This window comes from Chryseobacterium sp. Chry.R1, assembly GCF_039645525.1.
GTDB lineage: Bacteria > Bacteroidota > Bacteroidia > Flavobacteriales > Weeksellaceae > Chryseobacterium > Chryseobacterium proteolyticum.
Window position 1 is genome coordinate 1,354,562 of record NZ_CP151793.1, and the last position, 21,660, is coordinate 1,376,221.

The 21,660-nt window shown below is 35.6% G+C and carries 21 protein-coding genes; 15 read left to right on the forward strand and 6 right to left on the reverse strand.

Going from position 1 to position 21,660, the window contains the following annotated elements:
• Window positions 1–190 precede the first annotated feature (190 nt).
• The 7 genes from AAEU33_RS06340 (at window position 191) to AAEU33_RS06370 (ending at window position 8,536) form a co-directional block, all read left to right on the forward strand.
• On the forward strand, window positions 191–2,302 hold the full coding sequence (locus tag AAEU33_RS06340; RefSeq protein ID WP_345991492.1) for a TonB-dependent receptor plug domain-containing protein: 2,112 nt from the start codon (window positions 191–193) through the stop codon (window positions 2,300–2,302).
• 152 nt (window positions 2,303–2,454) lie between these two features.
• A complete protein-coding gene (locus AAEU33_RS06345) occupies window positions 2,455–3,207 on the forward strand; it encodes a hypothetical protein (RefSeq protein WP_172281207.1) in 753 nt (250 codons plus the stop codon).
• On the forward strand, window positions 3,192–3,716 hold the full coding sequence (locus AAEU33_RS06350; RefSeq protein ID WP_172281205.1) for an acyl-CoA thioesterase: 525 nt from the start codon (window positions 3,192–3,194) through the stop codon (window positions 3,714–3,716). Before AAEU33_RS06345 ends, AAEU33_RS06350 begins: the two co-directional genes overlap by 16 nt.
• Window positions 3,717–3,887: 171 nt before the next feature.
• Window positions 3,888–4,823 (forward strand): 2-hydroxyacid dehydrogenase, encoded by a 936-nt coding sequence (locus tag AAEU33_RS06355; RefSeq protein ID WP_345991497.1) that lies wholly within the window; start codon window positions 3,888–3,890, stop codon window positions 4,821–4,823.
• A gap of 231 nt (window positions 4,824–5,054) precedes the next feature.
• Window positions 5,055–6,317: a serine hydrolase domain-containing protein gene (locus AAEU33_RS06360; RefSeq protein WP_345991499.1), complete on the forward strand. Its 1,263-nt coding sequence runs from the start codon at window positions 5,055–5,057 to the stop codon at window positions 6,315–6,317.
• A gap of 25 nt (window positions 6,318–6,342) precedes the next feature.
• Window positions 6,343–8,070 (forward strand): Ig-like domain-containing protein, encoded by a 1,728-nt coding sequence (locus AAEU33_RS06365; RefSeq protein WP_345991501.1) that lies wholly within the window; start codon window positions 6,343–6,345, stop codon window positions 8,068–8,070.
• 7 nt (window positions 8,071–8,077) lie between these two features.
• Window positions 8,078–8,536, forward strand: a complete 459-nt coding sequence (locus AAEU33_RS06370) for a heme-binding domain-containing protein (RefSeq protein ID WP_345991503.1) — start codon at window positions 8,078–8,080, stop codon at window positions 8,534–8,536.
• A gap of 76 nt (window positions 8,537–8,612) precedes the next feature.
• Here the strand turns inward: AAEU33_RS06370 and AAEU33_RS06375 are convergent, their stop codons facing one another.
• The 5 genes from AAEU33_RS06375 to AAEU33_RS06395 form a co-directional block, all read right to left on the reverse strand.
• On the reverse strand, window positions 8,613–9,128 hold the full coding sequence (locus AAEU33_RS06375) for an NUDIX domain-containing protein (protein ID WP_172281196.1): 516 nt from the start codon (window positions 9,126–9,128) through the stop codon (window positions 8,613–8,615).
• A complete protein-coding gene (gene xerD / locus AAEU33_RS06380; RefSeq protein WP_172281194.1) occupies window positions 9,128–10,039 on the reverse strand; it encodes a site-specific tyrosine recombinase XerD in 912 nt (303 codons plus the stop codon). The genes AAEU33_RS06375 and xerD overlap by 1 nt, the downstream gene beginning before the upstream one ends.
• A 5-nt stretch (window positions 10,040–10,044) precedes the next feature.
• Window positions 10,045–10,467 (reverse strand): dCMP deaminase family protein, encoded by a 423-nt coding sequence (locus AAEU33_RS06385; RefSeq protein WP_172281192.1) that lies wholly within the window; start codon window positions 10,465–10,467, stop codon window positions 10,045–10,047.
• A 42-nt stretch (window positions 10,468–10,509) separates the two neighbouring features.
• Complete coding sequence (locus tag AAEU33_RS06390) at window positions 10,510–11,277, reverse strand: enoyl-CoA hydratase-related protein (protein ID WP_345991506.1); 768 nt, start codon at window positions 11,275–11,277, stop codon at window positions 10,510–10,512.
• Window positions 11,278–11,382: 105 nt separating this feature from the next.
• The gene (locus AAEU33_RS06395) at window positions 11,383–12,870 is read right to left on the reverse strand and encodes a catalase (RefSeq protein WP_345991508.1); all 1,488 of its coding nucleotides are present in this window, start codon (window positions 12,868–12,870) and stop codon (window positions 11,383–11,385) included.
• Window positions 12,871–12,988: 118 nt separating this feature from the next.
• On the opposite strand from AAEU33_RS06395, the gene AAEU33_RS06400 reads away from it, so the two are divergent.
• The 8 genes from AAEU33_RS06400 (at window position 12,989) to AAEU33_RS06435 (ending at window position 20,492) form a co-directional block, all read left to right on the forward strand.
• Window positions 12,989–13,939 carry a LysR substrate-binding domain-containing protein gene (locus AAEU33_RS06400; RefSeq protein WP_172281186.1) on the forward strand — a complete coding sequence of 317 codons (951 nt, stop codon included), beginning with the start codon at window positions 12,989–12,991 and terminating at the stop codon, window positions 13,937–13,939.
• A 233-nt stretch (window positions 13,940–14,172) separates the two neighbouring features.
• Window positions 14,173–15,453, forward strand: a complete 1,281-nt coding sequence (gene metK, locus AAEU33_RS06405) for a methionine adenosyltransferase (RefSeq protein WP_172281184.1) — start codon at window positions 14,173–14,175, stop codon at window positions 15,451–15,453.
• An 88-nt stretch (window positions 15,454–15,541) separates the two neighbouring features.
• Window positions 15,542–16,030 carry a hypothetical protein gene (locus AAEU33_RS06410; RefSeq protein ID WP_345992743.1) on the forward strand — a complete coding sequence of 163 codons (489 nt, stop codon included), beginning with the start codon at window positions 15,542–15,544 and terminating at the stop codon, window positions 16,028–16,030.
• Between the two features lie 200 nt (window positions 16,031–16,230).
• Window positions 16,231–16,821, forward strand: a complete 591-nt coding sequence (locus tag AAEU33_RS06415; RefSeq protein ID WP_089028087.1) for a sigma-70 family RNA polymerase sigma factor — start codon at window positions 16,231–16,233, stop codon at window positions 16,819–16,821.
• Window positions 16,822–17,019: 198 nt separating this feature from the next.
• On the forward strand, window positions 17,020–17,715 hold the full coding sequence (locus AAEU33_RS06420) for a YjjG family noncanonical pyrimidine nucleotidase (protein WP_345991511.1): 696 nt from the start codon (window positions 17,020–17,022) through the stop codon (window positions 17,713–17,715).
• A gap of 85 nt (window positions 17,716–17,800) precedes the next feature.
• Entirely contained in the window at window positions 17,801–18,250 is a 450-nt protein-coding gene (locus tag AAEU33_RS06425; protein ID WP_345991513.1) for a PepSY-like domain-containing protein, read from the forward strand.
• A gap of 287 nt (window positions 18,251–18,537) precedes the next feature.
• Entirely contained in the window at window positions 18,538–19,209 is a 672-nt protein-coding gene (locus AAEU33_RS06430; RefSeq protein WP_345991515.1) for a response regulator transcription factor, read from the forward strand.
• Window positions 19,206–20,492: a HAMP domain-containing sensor histidine kinase gene (locus AAEU33_RS06435; protein WP_345991517.1), complete on the forward strand. Its 1,287-nt coding sequence runs from the start codon at window positions 19,206–19,208 to the stop codon at window positions 20,490–20,492. Before AAEU33_RS06430 ends, AAEU33_RS06435 begins: the two co-directional genes overlap by 4 nt.
• Before the next feature lie 11 nt (window positions 20,493–20,503).
• Here the strand turns inward: AAEU33_RS06435 and trpS are convergent, their stop codons facing one another.
• Window positions 20,504–21,472 carry a tryptophan--tRNA ligase gene (gene trpS, locus AAEU33_RS06440; RefSeq protein WP_345991519.1) on the reverse strand — a complete coding sequence of 323 codons (969 nt, stop codon included), beginning with the start codon at window positions 21,470–21,472 and terminating at the stop codon, window positions 20,504–20,506.
• Window positions 21,473–21,660: the final 188 nt, after the last annotated feature.

Here is a 21,660-nt window from a genome sequence, read left to right on the forward strand (position 1 = left end):
TCCACATGCCTCCCAATCTCATATATTTTTTGTAATTTCGCGGCTGAAATAAAGGGGTGCTTTTACAGGCTGAGATTATACCCACTGAACCTGGAACAGGTAATGCTGTTTAGGGACGCTCTGGCTTTTGCCGGAATTGTATAATATCTTATTGATCCCCTTTTATTCATTAAATTTTAAAATTTATAGAATGAAAGGATTATTTTTTTTAGGACTTACTGCCAGTTCAATGGCTTTTTCCCAAACCCAAAATACAGATTCCTTAAAAATCAAGGAAATTGAAGCGGTTAATTTTACCAGGAGACTTCCCGTTGCAAAGGAGATCATTAATGTACAAAGAGACCTGGACAGCAGGAACCTCGGACAGGATCTTCCCATACTTTTAAAAAATCAGACTTCTGTAATTTCCACTTCAGATGCCGGAAACGGGGTGGGATATACTGGTTTTAGAATTCGTGGAGTTGCAGGAAGGGGAATAAATGTTATGATGAATGGAGTTCCGTTTAACGATTCGGAGAGCCAGGGTACTTTTTTTGTGAATGTCCCGGATTTGACAAGCTCGGCATCACAGATTGTGATTCAGAGAGGAGTAGGAACTTCCAATAATGGGGTTTCGGCTTTCGGTGCGAGTATCAATGTTATATCCAAAGATCCGGAAGATAAGTTTTATGTAAAAACAGATGACAGTTACGGGTCTTTTAATACCTATAAATATTCTGCTGAGGTAGGTTCCGGAAAGTTTTGGAATAATCGTCTGTCATTAATGGGTAGGTATACCCACATCAGTTCTGACGGATATATTGACAGGGCTTCATCAAGATTAGATTCTTATAATTTCACTGCCTTATTTGAAGAAGGAAAAACAAGGGTTCGTCTGATGGCTTTTGGAGGGAAGGAGAAAACATATCAGGCCTGGAACGGGATAGACAGGAAAACATGGGAGACAGATCCGAAGTTTAATTATTCAGGTGCAATTTATGGCGCTGATGGGAATATCACAGGTTTTTACAATAATGAAACTGATAACTACAGGCAAAATCATTATCAGTTATTATGGGAACAGGGGGTTAATGATCATTGGAATTTAGAGACAACTTTGCATTATACCAAAGGAAAAGGGTATTATGAAAATTATAAGCAGGGAGATCCGTTTTCAAGGTATAATTTACCCAATATCATAGAAGGAGGGCAGACCATAGAAACATCAGATTTTATCAGAAAGAAATGGCTGAACAATGATTTTTACGGAATTGTTTCAACCCTTTACGGAAAATACGAAAACCTGGATCTTAATTTCGGTGCCGTGGCAAATCAGTACTATGGAAGACATTATGGGAATGTGACGGGTGTGTTCTTTCCTATTGATGAGCATGAGTATTACAGAGGGCGTTCGGTAAAAAATGAGGTGGCAGGATTTGCAAAAGCTTTGTTTAGGGTCAATGATTTTGAGTTCTTTGGAGATTTGCAGCTTAGAAATATTGATTACGATACAAAGATTTTATTGGAAGGTGATGATGAAGGTGCTAATATCAAGAAAAACTGGTTGTTCTTCAATCCGAAAGCAGGGATAAACTACAGAATAGGCAATGGTAAAATATTTTTATCCTATGCACATGCTCAACGGGAACCGAACCGGGACGATCTTATTGCCAATAATGAAGTGAAAGCTGAAAAGCTTCATGATTTTGAAGCAGGGTTTGAAAAACAGCTTGGTATTATTTCATTGACGGCTAATTTGTATTATATGTATTATGTAAATCAGCTGGTGCTTAACGGAGAACTGAATAATGTTGGAGCTTTTATCCGTACAAATTCGGGTGAAAGCTATAGGAGAGGTATTGAGATAGGGGCAGTCGCAAAATTTTCAAAGCAATGGGAGATTTCAGGGAATGTTAGTTTAAGTCAAAACAGGAACCAGGACTTTAAAATAGAAAATAAAGCGGTTGTTAAAGAATTGGGAAATACACAGATCTCGTTCTCTCCAGATGTTGTTGCTAATCTGGGATTAAAATTTAATCCTGATAAAAATTTCCAGTTTTCATTGATGAATCAATATGTCGGAAAACAATATCTTGATAACACTGAAGATCCGAATTTACAGCTTAAGGATTACTTTCTTACCGATTTTAATGCACAATATCAGCTCAGGATTGCCAACAATGATATTGCTTTAAAGCTTTTGGTTAATAATATTTTCAATAAAAAATATGTCAATAACGGTGCTGTGTATGGCGGTGAGCCGTATTATTTTTCACAAGCGGGAATTAATTTTATGTTTGGAATAAGTTGGAAAATACAATAAGAATAATGTAAAAATAGTTGCTGTTTTTTTTGAAATATGCAAAAAAGATATCTAAACTTGGAAATTATACATGATAAGGCTGCTCAGGCAGTCTTTTTTTATCCAAATAAATGTCATAAAAAGTCCTGAAAAAGTTATAAATTTGCTGCCAGATGAATATTTCAGCTTACATTCTAGAATATCTGAAACAATTTGGTTCTGTTACAGTTCCAGCGTTTGGCGTGTTTTCTCTGGAGAACTCAAAAGCGATTATTAATTCTGAAAACGGAAGTATACTTCCTCCATCCAGTCAGATAGCCTTTGCATCGGATTATGAGGTGGAATCAGAAGAACTGGTATCCTTTATAAGTAGTCAAAAACAAATTTCAATTGAGTCTGCACAGAATGAATTGCAAATTCAGACTGATTTCTGGAAGAAAAAACTCCAGGCGGATCAGATTTTGGAAATTCAGAATCTGGGAACAATTTTTATTGAAGATGGAGAAACCCACTTCAAAGGAAAAAGATTGGAATCCAACCATCCTGAATATTATGGCCTGGAAGAGATCAGGCTTTCGGATATTAATAGTGCACAGAAGCCTTTGGTTTCAGAAAATAAAGAGAGCGATTATAAATTTAATAAATCCATTCTTTGGATCTTTCTGTTCATTATTCCTGTTTTAGGAATTTTGTATGTAGCATTCTCACAGCAGGAACTATTGTTTGGGAAAAAATCATTCGATAGTGTTTCTGTACAGACAAAAACAAGAAGAATAGTAAAAGATACGGTAAAGATTAAAAAAGATTCTGTTCAGATGAAAACTTTAGATTCCCTGAAAAAAGATTCTTTACCAAAGCAGATTGAAAAAGGAGCAAACCTTAAAAACACTCAAAACAACACTAAGGCAACATGGCAAAAAAAATAAAAAAAGCGTCGGAATCCCTGACGATTATGACTAATATTGTTCTTCCCAATGAAACAAATTCTTTAAGAAACCTTTTTGGTGGAGAGCTTTTGGCAAAAATGGATCGTTGTGCCTCAATTTCGGCTGCAAGACATTGTGAAAGAAGAGTAGTGACAGCATCCGTAAACCATGTTTCTTTCAATCATCCTATTCCTGAAGGTGGAGTCGTTGTTCTGGAATCAAAAGTTTCAAGGGCATTTTCTACTTCCATGGAGGTGTATGTTGATGTTTGGTTGGATGATCCCATCAATCAAAAGAAAATGCATACCAATGCAGGTATTTATACGTTTGTTGCAGTGGACGAATTTAATCGTCCGATTCCTATTCCTGAAATGGTTCCTGAAACAGAAGAAGAAAAAGAAAGGTTTGCTGCTGCTTTTCGTAGAAAAGAACTTTCATTGATTCTTTCCGGTAGAATGAAACCTCTGGAATCGGTGGAGCTTAAAAAGCTTTTCCAGGAACCGAAATAAATACGAGTAAACAAGTGGTTGGTACAAACTTCACCAATGATTTTTGCCAACATATGATCAAAAATTATGAAAGCAGGTATTTCTGAGAATGAAATATCCGGAATTGCATACACAGTGATTCTAATTGGTGTTATTGGTTAATAAAATTTGTGTCATCAGTGTTTAAATATTATGAAAATCCTTCTTTTAGATAAAAATCATCCCCTTATCACGGAACAGCTTCTCGCAAAAAATTTTATCCTGGAAGAAGACTTTACGTCTTCTTATGATGAGGTTTGTAAAAAAATTCATCATTATGACGGTGTGATTATAAGAAGCAGGATTCCTTTGGATAAGCACTTCCTTGAAAAAGGGAAAAAGCTGAAGTTCATTGCAAGAGTAGGAGCAGGAATGGAGAATATTGATATTCCCGCCGCTGAAAAGTTGGGAATTCAGCTGATTAACTCTCCGGAAGGAAACAGGGATTCCGTGGCAGAGCATGTTGTAGGAATGTTACTGATTCTTATGAATCGCCTGTTTATAGCTTCCCAGGAAGTGAAAAATGGAATTTGGCTGCGCGAAGAAAACAGAGGTGATGAATTGCTAGGGAAAACTGTTGGGCTGATTGGTTATGGAAATATGGGCAAGGCGACTGCGAAAAGACTTTCCGGTTTTGGCTGTACTGTAATTTTCCATGATATTTTACCCGGTCTTTCTGATGAATACGCTACACAGGTTTCTTTAAAAGACCTGAAGGAAAGGGCTGAAGTTTTAAGCTTACATATTCCTTTGACCGACGAATCTTATTATCTGATCGATGGACCGTTCATTTCCGATATGAAAAATGATTTCTATTTTGTAAATACGGCAAGAGGGAAAAATATTGAAACGAAAAGTTTAGTTGAGGCTTTAAGAGCTGGGAAAGTAAAAGGGGCATGTCTTGACGTACTAGAGTATGAGAAATCTTCTTTTGAAAACTTAGAGGCTGGGGAAAATCAAGACCTGCAATATCTGCTGGAATCAGAAAAAGTAATTGTAACACCACATATAGCGGGATGGACTCATCAAAGCAAAGAAAAATTGGCCCAGGTTATTGTGGATAAGATTGTAGGGTCGTTTGCGGGTTAATGTAGAAATAGCTGAATAGCTAAATCACTTCTGAGATTGGTTATTTGCTGTAGGATGCAATTTCCAAAGGTATGCTGTAATGCAAACATTTCTACAAATTAGCAAACTGGCGATTTTACATTTTAGCCTTTCCGCCATTCTTCCTCTTTTGTGTTAAATAATTCATAATTTGTGCACTCTTTTCAATATTTATTTTGAGTTTTATTAAATTGCCGCTCATTTTTGATACTCATGAAGAAGCATAATTTTGTCCTTTTTTTAGCTGTTTTTGCATTTTTGTTTTCCTGTAAGAATAAATCCGAAACTAAAGAGGCTGTAGCAGAAAATACTACTAACCTACCCAACTACGGAAATGTGGACCTGAGCAAGGTTTTTACAAAAGCAGATGATCAACTGCCGGATAAAGCTTCTCTGGTACAATATATTGATCAGTATTACAAAAAAGTATGGGATGCCGGTGACTTGAGTGGTGGAATACTTGTCGCTAAAGGAGATGACATTCTGTACGAAAACTACAGAGGTTTTGGAAGAGAAGGAGATCAAATGCCTATTGATAAAAATACCCCTCTTCATGTTGCTTCCGTTTCAAAGACGATGACGGCGATGGCGATGATGAAGTTAATTGAGGCAGGAAAAATAAAATTGTCTGATCATTTAACACAATATTTTCCGGGGTTTCCTTATCCCAATGTAACCGTTCAGAACTTGTTATCGCAGAGAAGCGGCCTGCCTAAATACGAATATTTTATTACTAAAATTCAACCGGCTCCTGTTGAGCTTTCAAAAACATTTATTACCAATCAGGATGTATTGAATATGATTATCAAATATAAACCTGACCTGGCAAGGGATACGGATACCGGTTTTATGTATTGCAATACAAATTTTGCTTTATTGGCATTGCTGATTGAGAAGATTACAAAAACCCCGTTTCCTCAGGCGATGAAGGAAATGGTATTTGATCCTCTTAAAATGAAGAATACCTATATTTTTCAGGAAAAAGATATACCTACCGCTGCACAGTCCTTTTATTACGGACGAGGTAAGTTATATCCTTTGGACAGACTTGACCTTATTTACGGAGACAAGAATGTATATACTACTCCAAGGGATCTTTTTAATTTTTCAAAAGCAATGTTTTCTAAGGATTTCTTAAAGCCGGAACTTATGCAGATGGTTTTTACACCTTACAGTAATGAAAAAGCCGGAATGAATAACTATGGATTAGGTTTTCGGATGAAGATTTTTGATAACGGAGAGAAGCTTACCTATCACAACGGATGGTGGCATGGAACGAATTCTGTTTTTGCCCATTTGTTAAATTCAAAGGTGACCATTGTTGCCATTGGAAACAAATATTCCAACAGGGTGTATACAGCATTGGCATTATCAGGATTATTTGAAGATTTTCCTGTGCAAAAAGATAAGCTGCATAGTGTCATGAATGATAATCAGGATTCTTTAAAAAATGGACATGAAGTTTTTGGAGAATAATGTTTACTTTTGCTTAAACATATTCATGAAAAGACTTTTTTTACTATTCATTATTGGTTTTCTTGTACAGTCCTGTGCAAGAGTAGGTTCTCCGGTAGGAGGTCCTAAAGATACGCTGGCTCCAAAGTTTTTAAGCTCAAATATAGATACAACCAGAGTAAATGTTAGAAGAGATATTAAAGAACTTCGTATCGATTTTGATGAATATGTGACGCTAAAAGATATCAACAAAAATTTAATCATCTCTCCGCCTATTAAAAAAATCAAGCGGATCTTACCTTCGAATATTGCCAATAAATATCTTTTGATCCAGTGGGAAGATACCTTACAGGCCAATACCACTTATAATTTTAATTTTGGAAATTCTATAGTAGATAATAATGAGTCTAACACACTGCGTTATTTCAACTTTGCTTTTTCTACGGGTGAAAAACTTGATGATCTTTATATCAGCGGTGATGTAAGAGATGCAATATCCTTTAAAAAGGAAACAAGCACAGAAAATAAAATGGTTGTAGGTTTGTACAAGGTTCAGGATACCATGAATTATAAACAAAAACCTTACTATATCACAAAGGTAGATGACGATGGCTATTATGAGCTTAATTATTTGTCGCCGGGGAAATACAAGATCATTGCCTTTGAAGATGAAAATGGTAATTCCATGTATGATCCCGGAAAAGAAAAAGTAGGATTCCAGAAAGAGCCTATCGACTTTGAAAAATCCATTTCGGGATTGAACTTAAAGGTATATCCATCGAGAAAACCATTGAAGTATGTAGAGATGAAGGAAACACCGGGAGGTATCACGATGACGTTTGAAGGAAAGCCGGATAATGTAAAGGTTCTTTCTATTAACGATAAGCTTCAGGATATAAAAGTAACCCACAGACCTAAATCGGATTCTGTAAAGATATGGTTTGATGCGGTGAAAAGCAATGTAGGACAGACGACTACTGAAAATTTGAAGTTTAGTTATGATGCTGATAATAAAAAGGATACGGTTTCTGTCTTTTATAAATACAATGCGAAAAACGGAATGACCCTTGACAACAATGACGGATCTCTTTTACCTCCTAAAACAGATTTCAGGATTACTTCCAATTACATCATTGATAAAATAAATACGGATAAATGGATATTGAAAAGTGATAGTTTAACGACTCAGAACTTCACGGCAAAAATTTCCGAAACCAATCCATATCAGATCCTGATTCAATCCGATTTTGTTCCGGGAAAAAAATATCAGCTGGTTGTTCCTAAAACAACTGTTCTGTCATTCTATGATAAAAACCCAACATCAAAGCGGTTTGACTTTGAAGCAGACAAGGTAGAAAACTACGGCAGTCTTGCATTCAAGCTCCAAAATGCCCCCGCTTCGAATTATTGGCTTCAGTTATTGGATACATCTGAAAAAGTGGTTTACCAAAAATATACAAAGGGGGACGCTGTTAAATTCGATATTCTGAAACCCGGAGATTATGTTGTGAGGATTCTGGTTGACAACAATGATAATAAATATTGGGATGAAGCAGACTTTCAAAACGACGTGTTTGCGGAAGACTCTTATATTTTCTATAAAGCTGTTGTTGTAAGACCTTTATGGGACAGCAATGAAGATTGGGATTTAAAGGATACAAGAGTGCTGGATACAAAAGGATTAAATATTCCTAAACCGGTTGTTGAAAAGCCTGTTGAAAAGGATAATCCTGCACTTAAGTCCGGTAATTCCGTATTGCAACCTGTGAGATAGAGAACGTATGAAAACGATAAAGAAGATTGTATTCTGGAGCCTGGTTGTCTTTGCACTCATTCAGTTTATCCCTATAGACAGGACCAATATGCCCGTTGATCATAAGGTAAATTTTGTAGATGCAAAACAAACACCCGAAAAAATCACTAAACTTATAAAAGGGGCTTGCTATGACTGTCATTCCAACGAAACGGTATACCCTAAGTATTCTTATATAGCGCCTATATCGTGGTCTATAAAAAGCCATGTTAATGATGGAAGACAGCATCTGAACTTTTCGATCTGGCAAACTTACAATTCAGATTTGAAGATAAGTATGCTTAACAGTATTATTCCAACACTTCAAAGCAGGACAATGCCGATGCCCGGATATATTGTGTATCATAATGAGGCTAATTTATCTGAAGCAGAACGAAAACTGCTGATCAATTATTTCGAGGAAATGCTAAAATCCAAAACTTACTGATACGCTGATTTGTAGCGTCGTAAAAAATAATAATAGCAGAGCTTAGGCCCTGCTATCAATATTTTAAATTGTGTAATTATAGATTGTTTAAGTATTGCTCAAAAAATATTTTCTGAGAATCAAAAGCAATATCCTCCAGTTTAATATCTTTTAGTGGAATCCACTGTGCTTCCGATATTTCGGATAATTCAATGTTAACTTCGAATTTTTTATCCACGCGGTATTCATAAAACAAATCGATCGTATTGTAGTCGATCTCTTTATATTGATAGATATTAGGTAGGCTGGTAAGGTATTTTAAATTTGAAATATCGATATTCAGCTGTAGCTCTTCAAAAAGTTCTCTTTTACAGGTTTCTTCTGCACTTTCTTTCGGGTCAACAAAACCACCTGCTAGGTCCAGCTTTCCTTTTTTAGGATCCCGGTTTCTTCTTGTCAGGTAAATTTCATCACCATATCTTATAACAACGGCCACAGCTCCTGCTACATTGTTATATAAAGTGAAATTGCATAGAGGGCAGCTCCATTTTTTTTCGCCATCCCAGTGTAGAGATTCTTTGCCACAGTTTGGACAATATTTCAATAATTTCATTAAGCAATATTAATATTTCGGGGATGGTAATTTAAAATGACATCCCGTAGTTCTTCGGTTTTTAAGTGAGTATAAATTTCAGTTGTCGTAATGCTTGAATGACCAAGCATTTCCTGAATATATCTTAAGTCAGCTCCGTTTTGTAGTAAATGTGTAGCAAATGAATGTCTGAAGGTATGTGGGGATATTTTTTTACTTACACCGGCTTTATCCGTGAGTTCTTTAATAATAAGAAATACAATCACTCTGGACATAGAAGTTCCTCTGCTGTTCAGGAATAATGAATCTTCATATTTCTTGTTGATCTTGTTTTTAGAACGCACCTCTTTGATGTAACTGTTCAATAATTCAGCAGTGTAATCAGCCAAAGGAACGAAACGGGTTTTATTTCCCTTCCCGTTCACCTTAATGTAATTTTCTTTAAAATTAATGTTTGAAATTTTCAGATCAATAAGTTCTGATACCCGAAGTCCACAACCATAAAGTACTTCTACAATACACTGATTTCTTCTTCCCAGATCCGAGTTCACTTCAATGGCTCCGATAATCTTGTTGATATCCATAAGGCTTAGTGTATCGGGAAGGTATAATCCCAATTTAGGGCCTTCAAGCAATGCTGCCGGATTATCCTCACGGGCTTCATCCTCCAGAAGGAACTTGAAAAAAGCCTTGATAGAAGATATCCATCTGGCCTGCGACCGCTCACTGAATTTTTGTTTGGAAAGATTGAAGATATACTCCTGTAGATTATCGTATCCGATCACATCCGGTCCGATGTTGTCGAGGTCTTCCTCAGCGTACTCCTTTAATTTTTTAATGTCTCTAACATAAGCGTCTAGAGTGTTTTCTGAAAAATTTCTTTCGAAACGAAGAAAGATTTCAAAATCTTTAATTTTTTCATCCCAAGTCATTTGTGTTATTTTTTTAGTTCACAATCAGAAATTTGTTCTATTTCAATATTATGGTTTTTAAGGAATGATATCCCATCGTCGTCCGAATACTCATTGATATATACCAGTCTTGTAATCCCAGCCTGTAAAATTAGCTTGCTGCACTCTTTACATGGAGAAAGCGTTAAATACAGCGTTGCTCCTTTTGCAGATTGGGTAGAAGCAGCTAATTTTAATATAGCATTTGCTTCTGCATGCAATACATACCAATGTGTTTTTCCCTCTGCATCTTCACAACAATTCTCGAATCCCGAAGGAGTTCCGTTATAACCATCTGAAATAATCATCCTATCTTTTACGATAAGAGCTCCTACTTGTTTTCTTTTACAGTAGGAAAGTTTTGCCCATTCCTGAGCCATTTTTAGATAAGCTTTATCAAACTTATTCATACCGCAGCATTGTTTTTTTCGAAATAATTTGTAAAAATAATCTTAGAAGTTAGGCTTTCTTTTTTCCAGAAAAGCACTTACTCCCTCTTGTTTATCAGCTAGTTCAAAAAGCTCGCCAAAATACTTAATCTCAGTCTCAAAGCCTTTATCCGTATCCGATAAATTCACTGCATGAATAGCCTTGGAAATTGCCATAGGTGAATTGAAGGCAATAACGTTTGCTAGTTCCTTTGTTTTAGTTAATAAGTCTTCAATAGGATATACTTCGTTCACCAATCCGATTTCTTTGGCTCTTTGAGCGGGAATCATTTTGGCTGAGAAGATCATTTCGTTGGCAATACCTTTTCCGACAAGCTTTGGAAGTCTTTGCGTTCCTCCGTAACCAGGAATCAATCCTAAGGTCACTTCCGGAAGTCCCAATTTAGCATTTTCCGAAGCATATCTGATATGGCATGCCATAGCAAGCTCTAAACCTCCACCTAAAGCAAAGCCATTGACTGCTGCAATGACTGGTTTAGAGAGATTTTCTATTTTATTAAAAAGAGAATTTTGACCGTTTTTTGCCAATTCTTCAGCCTTTTCCTGTCCGAAATCACTGAATTCTTTGATGTCTGCTCCTGCAACGAAAGATTTCTCACCACTTCCTGTAAGAATAATCACCCTGCAAGACTTGTCCAAATCCAGGTCGTCTAAAGCTGAACTTATTTCCTGGATGGTTTTAGCGTTTAGTGCATTGAGACTTTCAGGTCTGTTAATTGTAATAATAGCTAATTTATCTTCTTTTTTTAATAATATATTTTCGTAACTCATTTTTCCACTTTAAATACTAACCCTTGCAAATTATCATTTTTTTACAAAAAAAAGGAAAAAAAGTTGATATTTTTTCCTTTTTTGTTGAAATATTATTTTGTTTGCTTATTTGATGTGATTCATCATATTGCTATCGATATTGATATTTAGCTGTGATGCTACTTTCATGCCAAGTTCAATATTCGCTCTGAAAAAATGACACAGCTGACGATTTATGATTTCATCTCTCTTTGGTCCGTCAATCCCCTTCATGCTTCCTACAATATTATGGACAAGGCGTTCCCGGTCTTCAGTATTCATTGCCTTTGTATAAAGAAGCCCGGGTTGTGTATAATGATCATCATCATTTTCATTTCTGTTGTAGAAAGCTACATGAGCGCTATCAAGTTCATAATCATAACCTTTATAAGAAGGATCCGGCTTGATGTCATCAAAGCTGTTAGGATGGTAGTTAGGCTTATCAGCATATTCACTAGAGTCAGCCATAAAACCATCTCTCTGGTAATTGTTGGTAGCAAAAGGGCAACGGTTCACTTCCAGCTGGTGGGCATTTACTCCTACTCTGTATCTGTGAGCATCGGGATATGAGAATAATCTTCCCTGAAGCATTTTATCCGGAGAAAAACTAATTCCATTGATCAGATTGCTAGGGGAAAATGTGGATTGTTCTACGTGTGCAAAATAATTAACAGGTACTTCATTCAGTTCCATTTCTCCAACCTCAATTAGAGGGAAGTCATTCTGGAACCAAACCTTGGTTACATCAAAAGGATTCCATCTGAAATCTTTTGCCTGCTCTTCAGTCATTACCTGAATGTATAAGGTCCATTTCGGGAAATCTCCATTTTCTATAGCATTGCAAAGATCCTCCTGCGCAAAGTCAGGGTTTTCACCAGCCATCTTTACGGCTTCCTCATTGTTGAAGTTTTTAATTCCCTGTTTTGTTTTGAAATGGAATTTTACCCAAACTCTTTCATTGCTTGCATTGATCATAGAGAAGGTATGGGATCCGAAACCGTGCATATGCCTGTAACCATGAGGCGTACCCCTGTCGGACATTAAGATCAGAACCTGATGAAGTGATTCAGGATTCAGGCTCCAGAAATCCCACATCATTGTGGCACTCTTTAAATTTGTTTTCGGCACTCTTTTTTGAGTATGAATAAAATCAGGGAATTTTTTGGCATCTTTAATAAAAAACACAGGAGTATTATTACCTACAAGATCCCAGTTTCCGTCTTCAGTATAAAATTTTAATGCAAAACCTCTCGGGTCTCTTGCGGTATCCGCGCTTCCTTTCTCACCACCTACGGTAGAAAACCTTGCAAACATTCTGCAGGAGTTTCCCACCTTCGAAAATAATTTTGCTTTGGTATATTTACTAATATCGTGTGTTACGGTAAATGTTCCATAAGCGCCGCTTCCTTTTGCATGAACAATTCTTTCGGGAATTCTTTCTCTTACGAAATGGGCAAGGTTTTCCTGAAGAATAAAGTCCTGCAATAGAACAGGACCTCTGGGACCTACCGTCTGAGAATCCTGATGCTCAAAGTACGGAGCACCGCTGCTTAATGTTAATTTTTTAGAATCCATATAGTTAAGATTTGATTTATTTGTTGTGTTTTTGGATGTAAGAATTATCAAATTTACTTGAATTTTTAATTGCTTATAGCAAAAACATCATATCTTTGTAATAGATAATATTAATCAGATGAACATTCAGCAATTGGAGTATCTTATCGCTGTAGATAAGTACAAACATTTTGGGAAAGCAGCTCAAGCATGCTTCATTACGCAACCTACACTAAGTGCGATGATACAGAAATTTGAGGATGAACTGGATGTAAAGGTGTTCGACAGGACTACGCACCCGATCCGTACCACAGATGTAGGGCTTCAGATCATTGATCAGGCGAAGGTGATTATAGAATCTGTCAATGAGCTGAGAAATAAAGCAAACCTGCTTAATAACATTTTAGGAGGAACAATTAACCTGGGAATTATTCCTACAGTATCTTCCTTCATTTTACCTACAGAAATTTTCAAATTCCTTGATGAGAATCCGAAAATTCAGATGAACGTGAAGGAAATGACAACAGACAGTATTATCAAAGCTTTAAAGGCTGGGGAACTGGATGCTGGAATTATTTCGACTCCGTATGATACGGCGGATGAATTCTATCAGGATTTTCTGTTCAATGAAGAGCTGATGATCTACAGTTCCGATACACAAGCTAATAAAAAGAATTCCTATATTATTCCTGAGGAGCTTAATGTTGAAAAAGTATGGCTTCTGGAAGAAGGGAACTGTTTGAGAAATCAGTTTGAAAACATTTGTCATCTGAAAGAAAATACACTCAAGCCAAAAAATCTTGACTTCCTTGCTTCCAACATCCAGACGCTGGTTCATATGGTTGATAAGGTAGGAGGAATAAGTATTCTGCCGGAATTGGCTTTAAGCCAGCTTTCTGAAGAGCAGAAAGGTAAAGTTTTCAGATTTAAGAAGCCTTTCCCTTACAGGGAAATAAGCATCATTTATTACAAACCGACTTTCAAACAAAAGATTATTGACGAATTGTCTTCTTCAATCCAGTCTTCTTTAAAAGAAAGACTTAATTATAATGAAAGTCCAAAAGATTTCGTAAGCATAAAACCACAATAGTTTTTTATACTCAATCGGGATAAATCGCTTGTTTCAAGAAATTTATAATTATTTCTTAAAAGTTTTGGCTATTGAAAAATAGTCCTTAACTTTGCCCCTGTTTACAAACGAGGAAAAATTTGACCTGATTGCAACCTCTATAAAAAAAAGCTAAAACAGTATTCTTTTTGAGCTTTCCATGCAATTATTCACGTTATTCCTCATATTTTTAATCTAATAAAACAAAGAATAATATGTCTTATTTATTTACATCTGAATCCGTTTCAGAAGGGCATCCTGATAAAATTGCGGATCAGATTTCTGACGCTTTGATTGATCATTTTCTAGCATACGATAAATCCTCAAAAGTAGCGTGTGAAACACTTGTTACTACCGGACAGGTAGTATTGGCAGGAGAGGTTAAGTCGGATGCTTATCTTGATGTTCAGACCATTGCCAGAGAGGTAATCAATGGAATAGGTTATACAAAAGGAGAGTATATGTTCAATGGAGACTCTTGCGGGGTAATCTCTGCGATCCATGAGCAATCACCGGATATCAATCAGGGGGTTGATAGAAAAGTAGCAGATGAGACTTTTGAAAGCAAGGCTAATGCACAAGGTGCAGGAGACCAGGGAATGATGTTTGGTTATGCTACTAATGAGACCGCTAATTATATGCCTTTGGCGCTTGACCTTGCACATACTATTCTAAAAGAGCTTTCTGCAGTAAGAAGAGAAAATAAAGAAATTACTTATTTACGTCCTGATGCGAAAAGCCAGGTGACTATTGAATATTCTGACGATCATAAACCGGTAAGAATTGATTCTATCGTAGTATCTACTCAACATGATGACTTCGGATCCGAAGAAGAAATGTTGAACAAGATCCGTGAGGATATCAAAAATATCCTGATCCCAAGAGTAGTGGCTCAACAGCCGGAGGAAATCAAAGCTTTATTCAACGATCAGATCAAATATCACATCAATCCTACCGGGAAATTTGTAATCGGTGGTCCTCATGGTGATACCGGTCTTACAGGTAGAAAGATCATTGTGGATACATACGGTGGAAAAGGAGCTCACGGAGGTGGGGCATTTTCCGGAAAAGACCCTTCAAAAGTAGACAGAAGTGCTGCTTACGCAACAAGGCATATTGCTAAAAACCTTGTAGCTGCAGGTGTTGCAGATGAAGTATTGGTGCAGGTTTCTTATGCAATTGGTGTTGCTGAGCCTTGTGGTCTGTATATCAACACATATGGGACTTCAAAAGTAGATCTTCATGATGGGGAAATTGCGAAGAAAGTTTCTGCAATTTTCGATCTGAGACCTTACGCAATTGAAGAAAATCTGAAATTAAGAAACCCTATTTATCAGGAAACAGCTTCTTACGGGCATATGGGTAAAGAACACTACATTGCTGATAAAACGTTTAATAAAGGTCATAAAAATGAGCTTACGCTTAAAGACCTGGAATTCTTCACCTGGGAGAAATTAGACAAAGTAGAAGAGATTAAAACAGCATTTGGTATTTAATTTTTTCTTTAAGATATTTATACTGCTTTATCTTTAACAAGATAAGGCAGTTTTTTTTAATTTTACACCTTAAATAAATAAAAAGATGATGAATTTCCGATGGGTAATAACGGTTGTATCCGTATTTTTTTTATCCACCTACGCAAGTGCACAATATACCATGCACAAAATGATTAGTGTTGGATATACATATCAAAACCAAAGCTTCGGAGAATTGGGTGGAAAATTACTTTTCCTTAAGAATGACGATGTTATTTACAGATTAGGAGCTTCCGCATTAATGGGTTCCACTAATTCTAAATTTGCCATCATGCCCAAAATTCAGGCAGATGTCTTGCTTAATTTTGAAAAAAATGTAGATTTTTATCACTCTTATTATTTTTTAGCAGGAGTTGAAGGGACCAATAAATATATTGCACCCAAAGTAGGGGTTACTTTATTCGGGCTGCTGGATTTAACTGCAGGGTATGCTTTTCCCTTTGGAGACGCTGAATTGAACGGAAAACAGCTAAAAGGAGTGAATGTAAATTTTACATTAAATATCCCAACTGTCTTCATTCATGATATGTTTAAGTGATTTTTTTTAAAAATTTTTTCTAAATATTAATAATAGGTTAACAGTTATTAAAATTTTATTATATTTACATCCATAAATAAACGAACTGCTTATTGATTGGACTTTACTCTGAAAAACTGTTTTGTATTTACAGCTAAAACCAGATAAAATATCTGGAAGAAAAACTGTCGGCAAATATATATTATATTGAGAAGAAAGTCATGAAATCAAAATCGGATTGCGTATTAATTTCCCTTTACCAAAAAGGAGACGAAGGAGCTTTATCAACTCTTATTCATCGTCATCAGAGAGAATTGTTTACATTCATTTTTTACAAAATTAATGATGAAGACCTAGCTAATGATGTTTTCCAGGATACATTCATGAAAATCATCGTGATGTTGAAAGAAGGACGTTATAACGAAGAAGGAAAATTTATTCTTTGGGCTAAAAGAATTGCCTATAATCTTATTATTGACCATTTCAGATTGAAATCGAAAAATATCAAGGTTTCGGAAACAACTTTTGAAACTGACGAATATTCTATTTTCGATTTAATCAGAGAGCCTTCAGAAAATATTGAAGATCAATTAGTGACTAATCAGATTCAGGAAGATTTATTGCGAATGCTGCAATACCTGCCTCAGAATCAGCAAGAGGTTATTAAGTTAAGATTTTTTGATGGGTTGAGCTTTAAAGAGATTGCAGATCACACGGATATGAGCATTAACACTACATTGGGACGTGTAAGGTATGCGCTGATCAACCTGAGAAAAATCATGGAAGAGAATAATATTATCCTTACCAGATAATAATTATAAAAAATTCCCGTTTTAAGGATAAACATGTTTCGCCTATGAAAAAAAATGATTCCTTAAAAGTGAAAACTTTGAAACCAAAAAAACAAACTGTTGATTTTCTACTCAACTTTTCAAAAAATCTTGGAATAGTAAAAATCAAAGATAAAAATTATTCGATCTCTAAAAATTAAAGTATTAATTTTGTGCTGTATGAAAATTCAGCACATTTTTTTTGACCTGGACAATACGCTTTGGGATCATCGCAAGAACGCTTACCTTACCATCAGGGATCTTTTCGAAAAGCAGGAAATAACACTCAAATACAATATAGATTTCGAGGAATTTCATGAAGTGTATCATGAAATCAATGAGAGCTTATGGGAAAAAATCAGAGACGGCATAATCGGTAAAGAATATTTAAGAAAACACCGTTTTCTTAATACTTTTAAACATTTTGGAGTTGAAGATGAGCAGTTGTCAGATTATTTTGAAGAACACTTTCTGGATAAAATTCTTAATCACAATGAACTGGTAGAGGGAGCTTTGTATGTTCTTGATTATCTAAAATCAAAAGAATATACAATGCACATTATTTCCAATGGCTTTAAGGAAGTCACGGAAAGAAAATGTATACTTTCAGGGATTGATCATTATTTTAATACGATCACCAGTGCTGATGCCGTGGGGGTGAGGAAACCTAATCCTGAAATTTTTGAGTATTCTTTAGGTCGTGCACAGGCGAATAAGGAAGAAAGTATCTTGATAGGGGATGATTGGATTGCAGATGCGGTAGGAGCCATGAATTTTGGAATGGATGTTATTTTCTTTGATGTCCTGAACGAAAACCGGACAGAAGAAAATGTAAAGACCATTAAGCATCTTCTTCAAATCAAAGAATATCTTTAAAATTTGCTGCTTACATTTTTTTCCTAATTCTTTCCTAAATTAATATAGAATTTTGCTTCATAATAAATGAATAAAATTTTATATTATGAAAAGTTTAAAGAAAATCACCAGCTTACTAACCTTTATCTTAGTTTTATCAGCAGGTTTCATATTTGCACAGGATAGAGCAATCAGTCCCAATCAATTACCTGTTACTGCAAAGAAGTTTCTGGCAGGAAATTTTAAAGGTATTGCAGTAGGTTCCGTTATAGAGGACCGTGAAATATATGGAGTAGACGAATACAAAGTATACCTTTCCAACGGTGTGAAAATAGAGTTTGACAGCCAGGGAAACTGGAAGGAAGTGGATGGTAAGCATCAGAAGCTCCCGTATGGCTTTATTCCTGCAGGTATAAGAAATTATGTGGTTAAAAGCTTTCCAAACACTTGGATTATAAAAATTGAAAAAGAAAGATGGTCTTATAAAGCTGAACTATCCAATGGCGTTGACCTGAAATTCGACAAAAATGGGAATTTTAGTAAGATTGATGACTAATACTATATTAAATTTTTATGTTATGGTAAATTGGAATATAATCAACAAAGAAAGCCGAAGAAATATACTTACTTTTCTTACTATATACCATCCATGTATGATCATTGAATCGGTAAAAGATATAAAGAATAAATACAAAATCCATGTGCTGAATGAGCAAACGCTTAGTTTTCATGTGGATGGTAGTTCTATCACAAATAATTTTTAATCTTGATAAATTATAGCCTCCCGGGAACAGGAGGTTATAATTTTATATATTTGATCAGAAAGTCAGAATAATACTTACTATGAAAATTTTACTTGTTGAAGATGAGGCGGAATTAAGAAATACTGTGCAAAGCTTTCTTGAAGCACAGCACTTTATAGTAGAGTCCGCTTCTGACTATAGTTCAGGTTTGGATAAAATCATTTCATATGAATATGACTGTATTCTCCTGGATATTATGCTGCCAGACGGAAGTGGGATGGATCTTCTTAAAGAAATTAAAAGTATGCACAAAAAAGATCCTGTAATCATCCTTTCTGCAAAAGATTCTGTCGACGATAAAGTAAGCGGATTGGAAATAGGGGCAGATGATTACCTTGCCAAGCCTTTTCACCTGGCAGAATTGATGGCCCGGATTAAATCGGTCATCAGAAGGAAAAATCAGGATGGAGAGAATATAATCACTTATAAAAACATCTTTGTGGATCCTGACAACAGAAAAGTAAAGATAGGTAATGAAGAATTGATCCTTAACCGTAAGGAGTATGATCTTTTGTATTATTTCGTGATACATCCTGAAAAAACATTACAAAAAACAATGCTTGCAGAAGCAATTTGGGGCGATTATATTGATCAGGCGGATAGCCTGGATTTTATTTATTCACAGATAAAAAACCTTCGTAAAAAGCTCAAAGCGTTAGGAGCTGAAGCTGATTTTCAGGCGGTTTACGGAATAGGATATAAATTTGTATGATGAAAGTTTCTCTGAAATATTATACCATAAAATACCTGATAACCATTCTGCTATTGATCATTGCAGTGTGGGCGGCATTATTTTACGCCTATATTCTGGACGAAGTGTATGATAATGTGGATGATGGATTGAAAAACAGAAAAATACAGATTATTAAGGCAGTATATCTGGATGAGCACTTGTTAAAGAATAATGAGTTTGGTTTTAATGAATTTAAGATCAATCCTATTTCTGCAGCAGAGCATCAGGAAAAGAACAAGCTTTTTAATAAGATGTATTACATGGAATACGATGATGAAGAGCAGCCTTACAGAGTTCTTGAGACAGATTTTATAGACCAGTTTGGAAAGTATCAGAAATTGACTATCCGAACGTCCACGGTAGAAGAAGATGAGCTGGTATATGACCTTACAACAGCTCTGATTGTTTTGTATCTGTTATTGGTAGTAAGTATTATCGGGATCAACGGATTTTTGCTTCACAAAGCGATGAAGCCTTTTTACCGTATTCTGGATAAGCTCAAAAAATATCAGTTTGGGATTTCTTCTGATAAAGAGTCTCCAAAATATTCCATCAAAGAGTTTGAAGAGCTGGATAGAGAGATCAACGAAATGATTGATCGTAACGAGCTCGCCTTTAATCAACAAAAACAGTTTATTGAAAATGCATCTCACGAATTGCAGACACCTTTGGCAATTGCAATCAATAAAATAGATCTGGCAATACAGAATGATCAGTTTGATGAAAAGGATATGAATTTCTTTACTGACATCAAGAATGATCTGGGAAGGATGGCAAGCCTGAATAAATCATTGCTTATGCTGTCTAAAATTGAGAACAATCAGTTCAGTACGTTGTCCCATGTAAATTTTACTGCGATGATCAAAGAGCTGGTCAATAGCTATGAAGATTTTATAGAATACAAAGAGATTAAAGTAAACCTGTTGGACAAAGAAATATTTGAAACTATCTTCAGCCCTGACTTAGCCAATATTTTACTTTCTAATTTACTTAAAAATGCAGTCAGGTATAACCATCAAAATGGAATTTTAAATATTATTACCGAAAAGGACAGGATGATTTTTCAGAATACCGGATCAATGAATCCTCTGGATGGAAAAAAAATCTTCAACAGGTTTTTTAAGCAAAGCACGGACAGCAGTTCTACCGGATTGGGACTTTCTATCATTAAAACCATAATAAAACAATATCCCGGATGGGATATTGTTTATGATTTTGAAGACGGAATGCATAGCTTCATTCTGTCAAAGAATAAAAGTTAGCTACCTATATATTAAAGTCCTAGACTTTCCCTTACACGTTTAATGGTTTCTACTGCAATCACTCTTGTTTTTGCAGCACCTTCGTGAAGTTTTGCTTCCAATTCATCCAGGTGGGTCATATAGTAGGTAAATGTTTCTCTTTCCTTCTGGAAACGAGTGGTAATCAGGTTTAAAAGTTCTGTTTTTGCATGTCCGTATCCGAAGTTTCCTGCAAGATATTTTGCTCTTAGCTCCTCTGTCTGTTCAGGAGTTGCAATCAATTGATAAATTGCAAATACTTTGTCGGTTTCAGGATCTTTCGGCTCCTCCAATGATTTGGAATCTGTTTCAATGCTCATCACCTGTTTTTTCAGTTCTTTATCCGGTAAGAAAATATTAATAATATTTCCCATGGATTTAGACATTTTACGACCATCTGTTCCAGGGACATATTTTGTATTTTCCTGAAGTTCGGCCTGAGGAAGTACCAGTACCTCTCCCATCTGATTATTAAACCTTGAGGCTACATCCCGGGCAATTTCCAAATGCTGAAGCTGATCCTTTCCTACTGGAACTATTTCTGCATCGTACAATAAAATATCTGCAGCCATTAAAATAGGATAAGTAAAAAGACCGGCATTCACATCCTGAAGCCTGTCTGCTTTATCCTTAAATGAATGCGCCAGGGTTAATCTCTGATAAGGAAAAAAACATGATAAATGCCAAGATAGTTCACAGGTTTCAGGGATATCACTCTGTCTGTAAAAAAATGTTTTTTCAGTATCCAGCCCACAAGCAAGCCAAGCCGCAGCAATCTCGTAGGTATTTTGTTTCAGCTCTTTTGCATCCTTTATCTGAGTTAATGAATGCAGATTAGCGATGAATAAAAATGATTCATTTCCTTCCTGTTTCGATAGTTCAACAGCAGGAATAATAGCACCCAATAAGTTTCCAAGGTGCGGTGTTCCGGTGGCTTGAATGCCGGTAAGAATTCTTGACATTTTGTTTTATTATTTATAAAAATTAACGAACCACAAATTTACGAGGTTTGGCGGGAATAATAATTAAAAGATTAAAAGATTAAAAGATTAAAAGATTAAAAGATTAAAAGATTAAAAGATTAAAAGATTAAAAGATTAAAAGATTAAAAGATTAAAAGATTAAAAGATTAAAAGATTAAAAGATTAAA

Coding starts and splice junctions, on each gene's coding strand:
- AAEU33_RS06340 (WP_345991492.1), top strand. CDS start 191: ATGAAAGGATTATTTTTTTTAGGACTTACTGCCAGTTCAATGGCTTTT.
- AAEU33_RS06345 (WP_172281207.1), top strand. CDS start 2,455: ATGAATATTTCAGCTTACATTCTAGAATATCTGAAACAATTTGGTTCT.
- AAEU33_RS06350 (WP_172281205.1), top strand. CDS start 3,192: ATGGCAAAAAAAATAAAAAAAGCGTCGGAATCCCTGACGATTATGACT.
- AAEU33_RS06355 (WP_345991497.1), top strand. CDS start 3,888: ATGAAAATCCTTCTTTTAGATAAAAATCATCCCCTTATCACGGAACAG.
- AAEU33_RS06360 (WP_345991499.1), top strand. CDS start 5,055: ATGAAGAAGCATAATTTTGTCCTTTTTTTAGCTGTTTTTGCATTTTTG.
- AAEU33_RS06365 (WP_345991501.1), top strand. CDS start 6,343: ATGAAAAGACTTTTTTTACTATTCATTATTGGTTTTCTTGTACAGTCC.
- AAEU33_RS06370 (WP_345991503.1), top strand. CDS start 8,078: ATGAAAACGATAAAGAAGATTGTATTCTGGAGCCTGGTTGTCTTTGCA.
- AAEU33_RS06375 (WP_172281196.1), bottom strand. CDS start 9,128: ATGAAATTATTGAAATATTGTCCAAACTGTGGCAAAGAATCTCTACAC.
- xerD (WP_172281194.1), bottom strand. CDS start 10,039: ATGACTTGGGATGAAAAAATTAAAGATTTTGAAATCTTTCTTCGTTTC.
- AAEU33_RS06385 (WP_172281192.1), bottom strand. CDS start 10,467: ATGAATAAGTTTGATAAAGCTTATCTAAAAATGGCTCAGGAATGGGCA.
- AAEU33_RS06390 (WP_345991506.1), bottom strand. CDS start 11,277: ATGAGTTACGAAAATATATTATTAAAAAAAGAAGATAAATTAGCTATT.
- AAEU33_RS06395 (WP_345991508.1), bottom strand. CDS start 12,870: ATGGATTCTAAAAAATTAACATTAAGCAGCGGTGCTCCGTACTTTGAG.
- AAEU33_RS06400 (WP_172281186.1), top strand. CDS start 12,989: ATGAACATTCAGCAATTGGAGTATCTTATCGCTGTAGATAAGTACAAA.
- metK (WP_172281184.1), top strand. CDS start 14,173: ATGTCTTATTTATTTACATCTGAATCCGTTTCAGAAGGGCATCCTGAT.
- AAEU33_RS06410 (WP_345992743.1), top strand. CDS start 15,542: ATGAATTTCCGATGGGTAATAACGGTTGTATCCGTATTTTTTTTATCC.
- AAEU33_RS06415 (WP_089028087.1), top strand. CDS start 16,231: ATGAAATCAAAATCGGATTGCGTATTAATTTCCCTTTACCAAAAAGGA.
- AAEU33_RS06420 (WP_345991511.1), top strand. CDS start 17,020: ATGAAAATTCAGCACATTTTTTTTGACCTGGACAATACGCTTTGGGAT.
- AAEU33_RS06425 (WP_345991513.1), top strand. CDS start 17,801: ATGAAAAGTTTAAAGAAAATCACCAGCTTACTAACCTTTATCTTAGTT.
- AAEU33_RS06430 (WP_345991515.1), top strand. CDS start 18,538: ATGAAAATTTTACTTGTTGAAGATGAGGCGGAATTAAGAAATACTGTG.
- AAEU33_RS06435 (WP_345991517.1), top strand. CDS start 19,206: ATGATGAAAGTTTCTCTGAAATATTATACCATAAAATACCTGATAACC.
- trpS (WP_345991519.1), bottom strand. CDS start 21,472: ATGTCAAGAATTCTTACCGGCATTCAAGCCACCGGAACACCGCACCTT.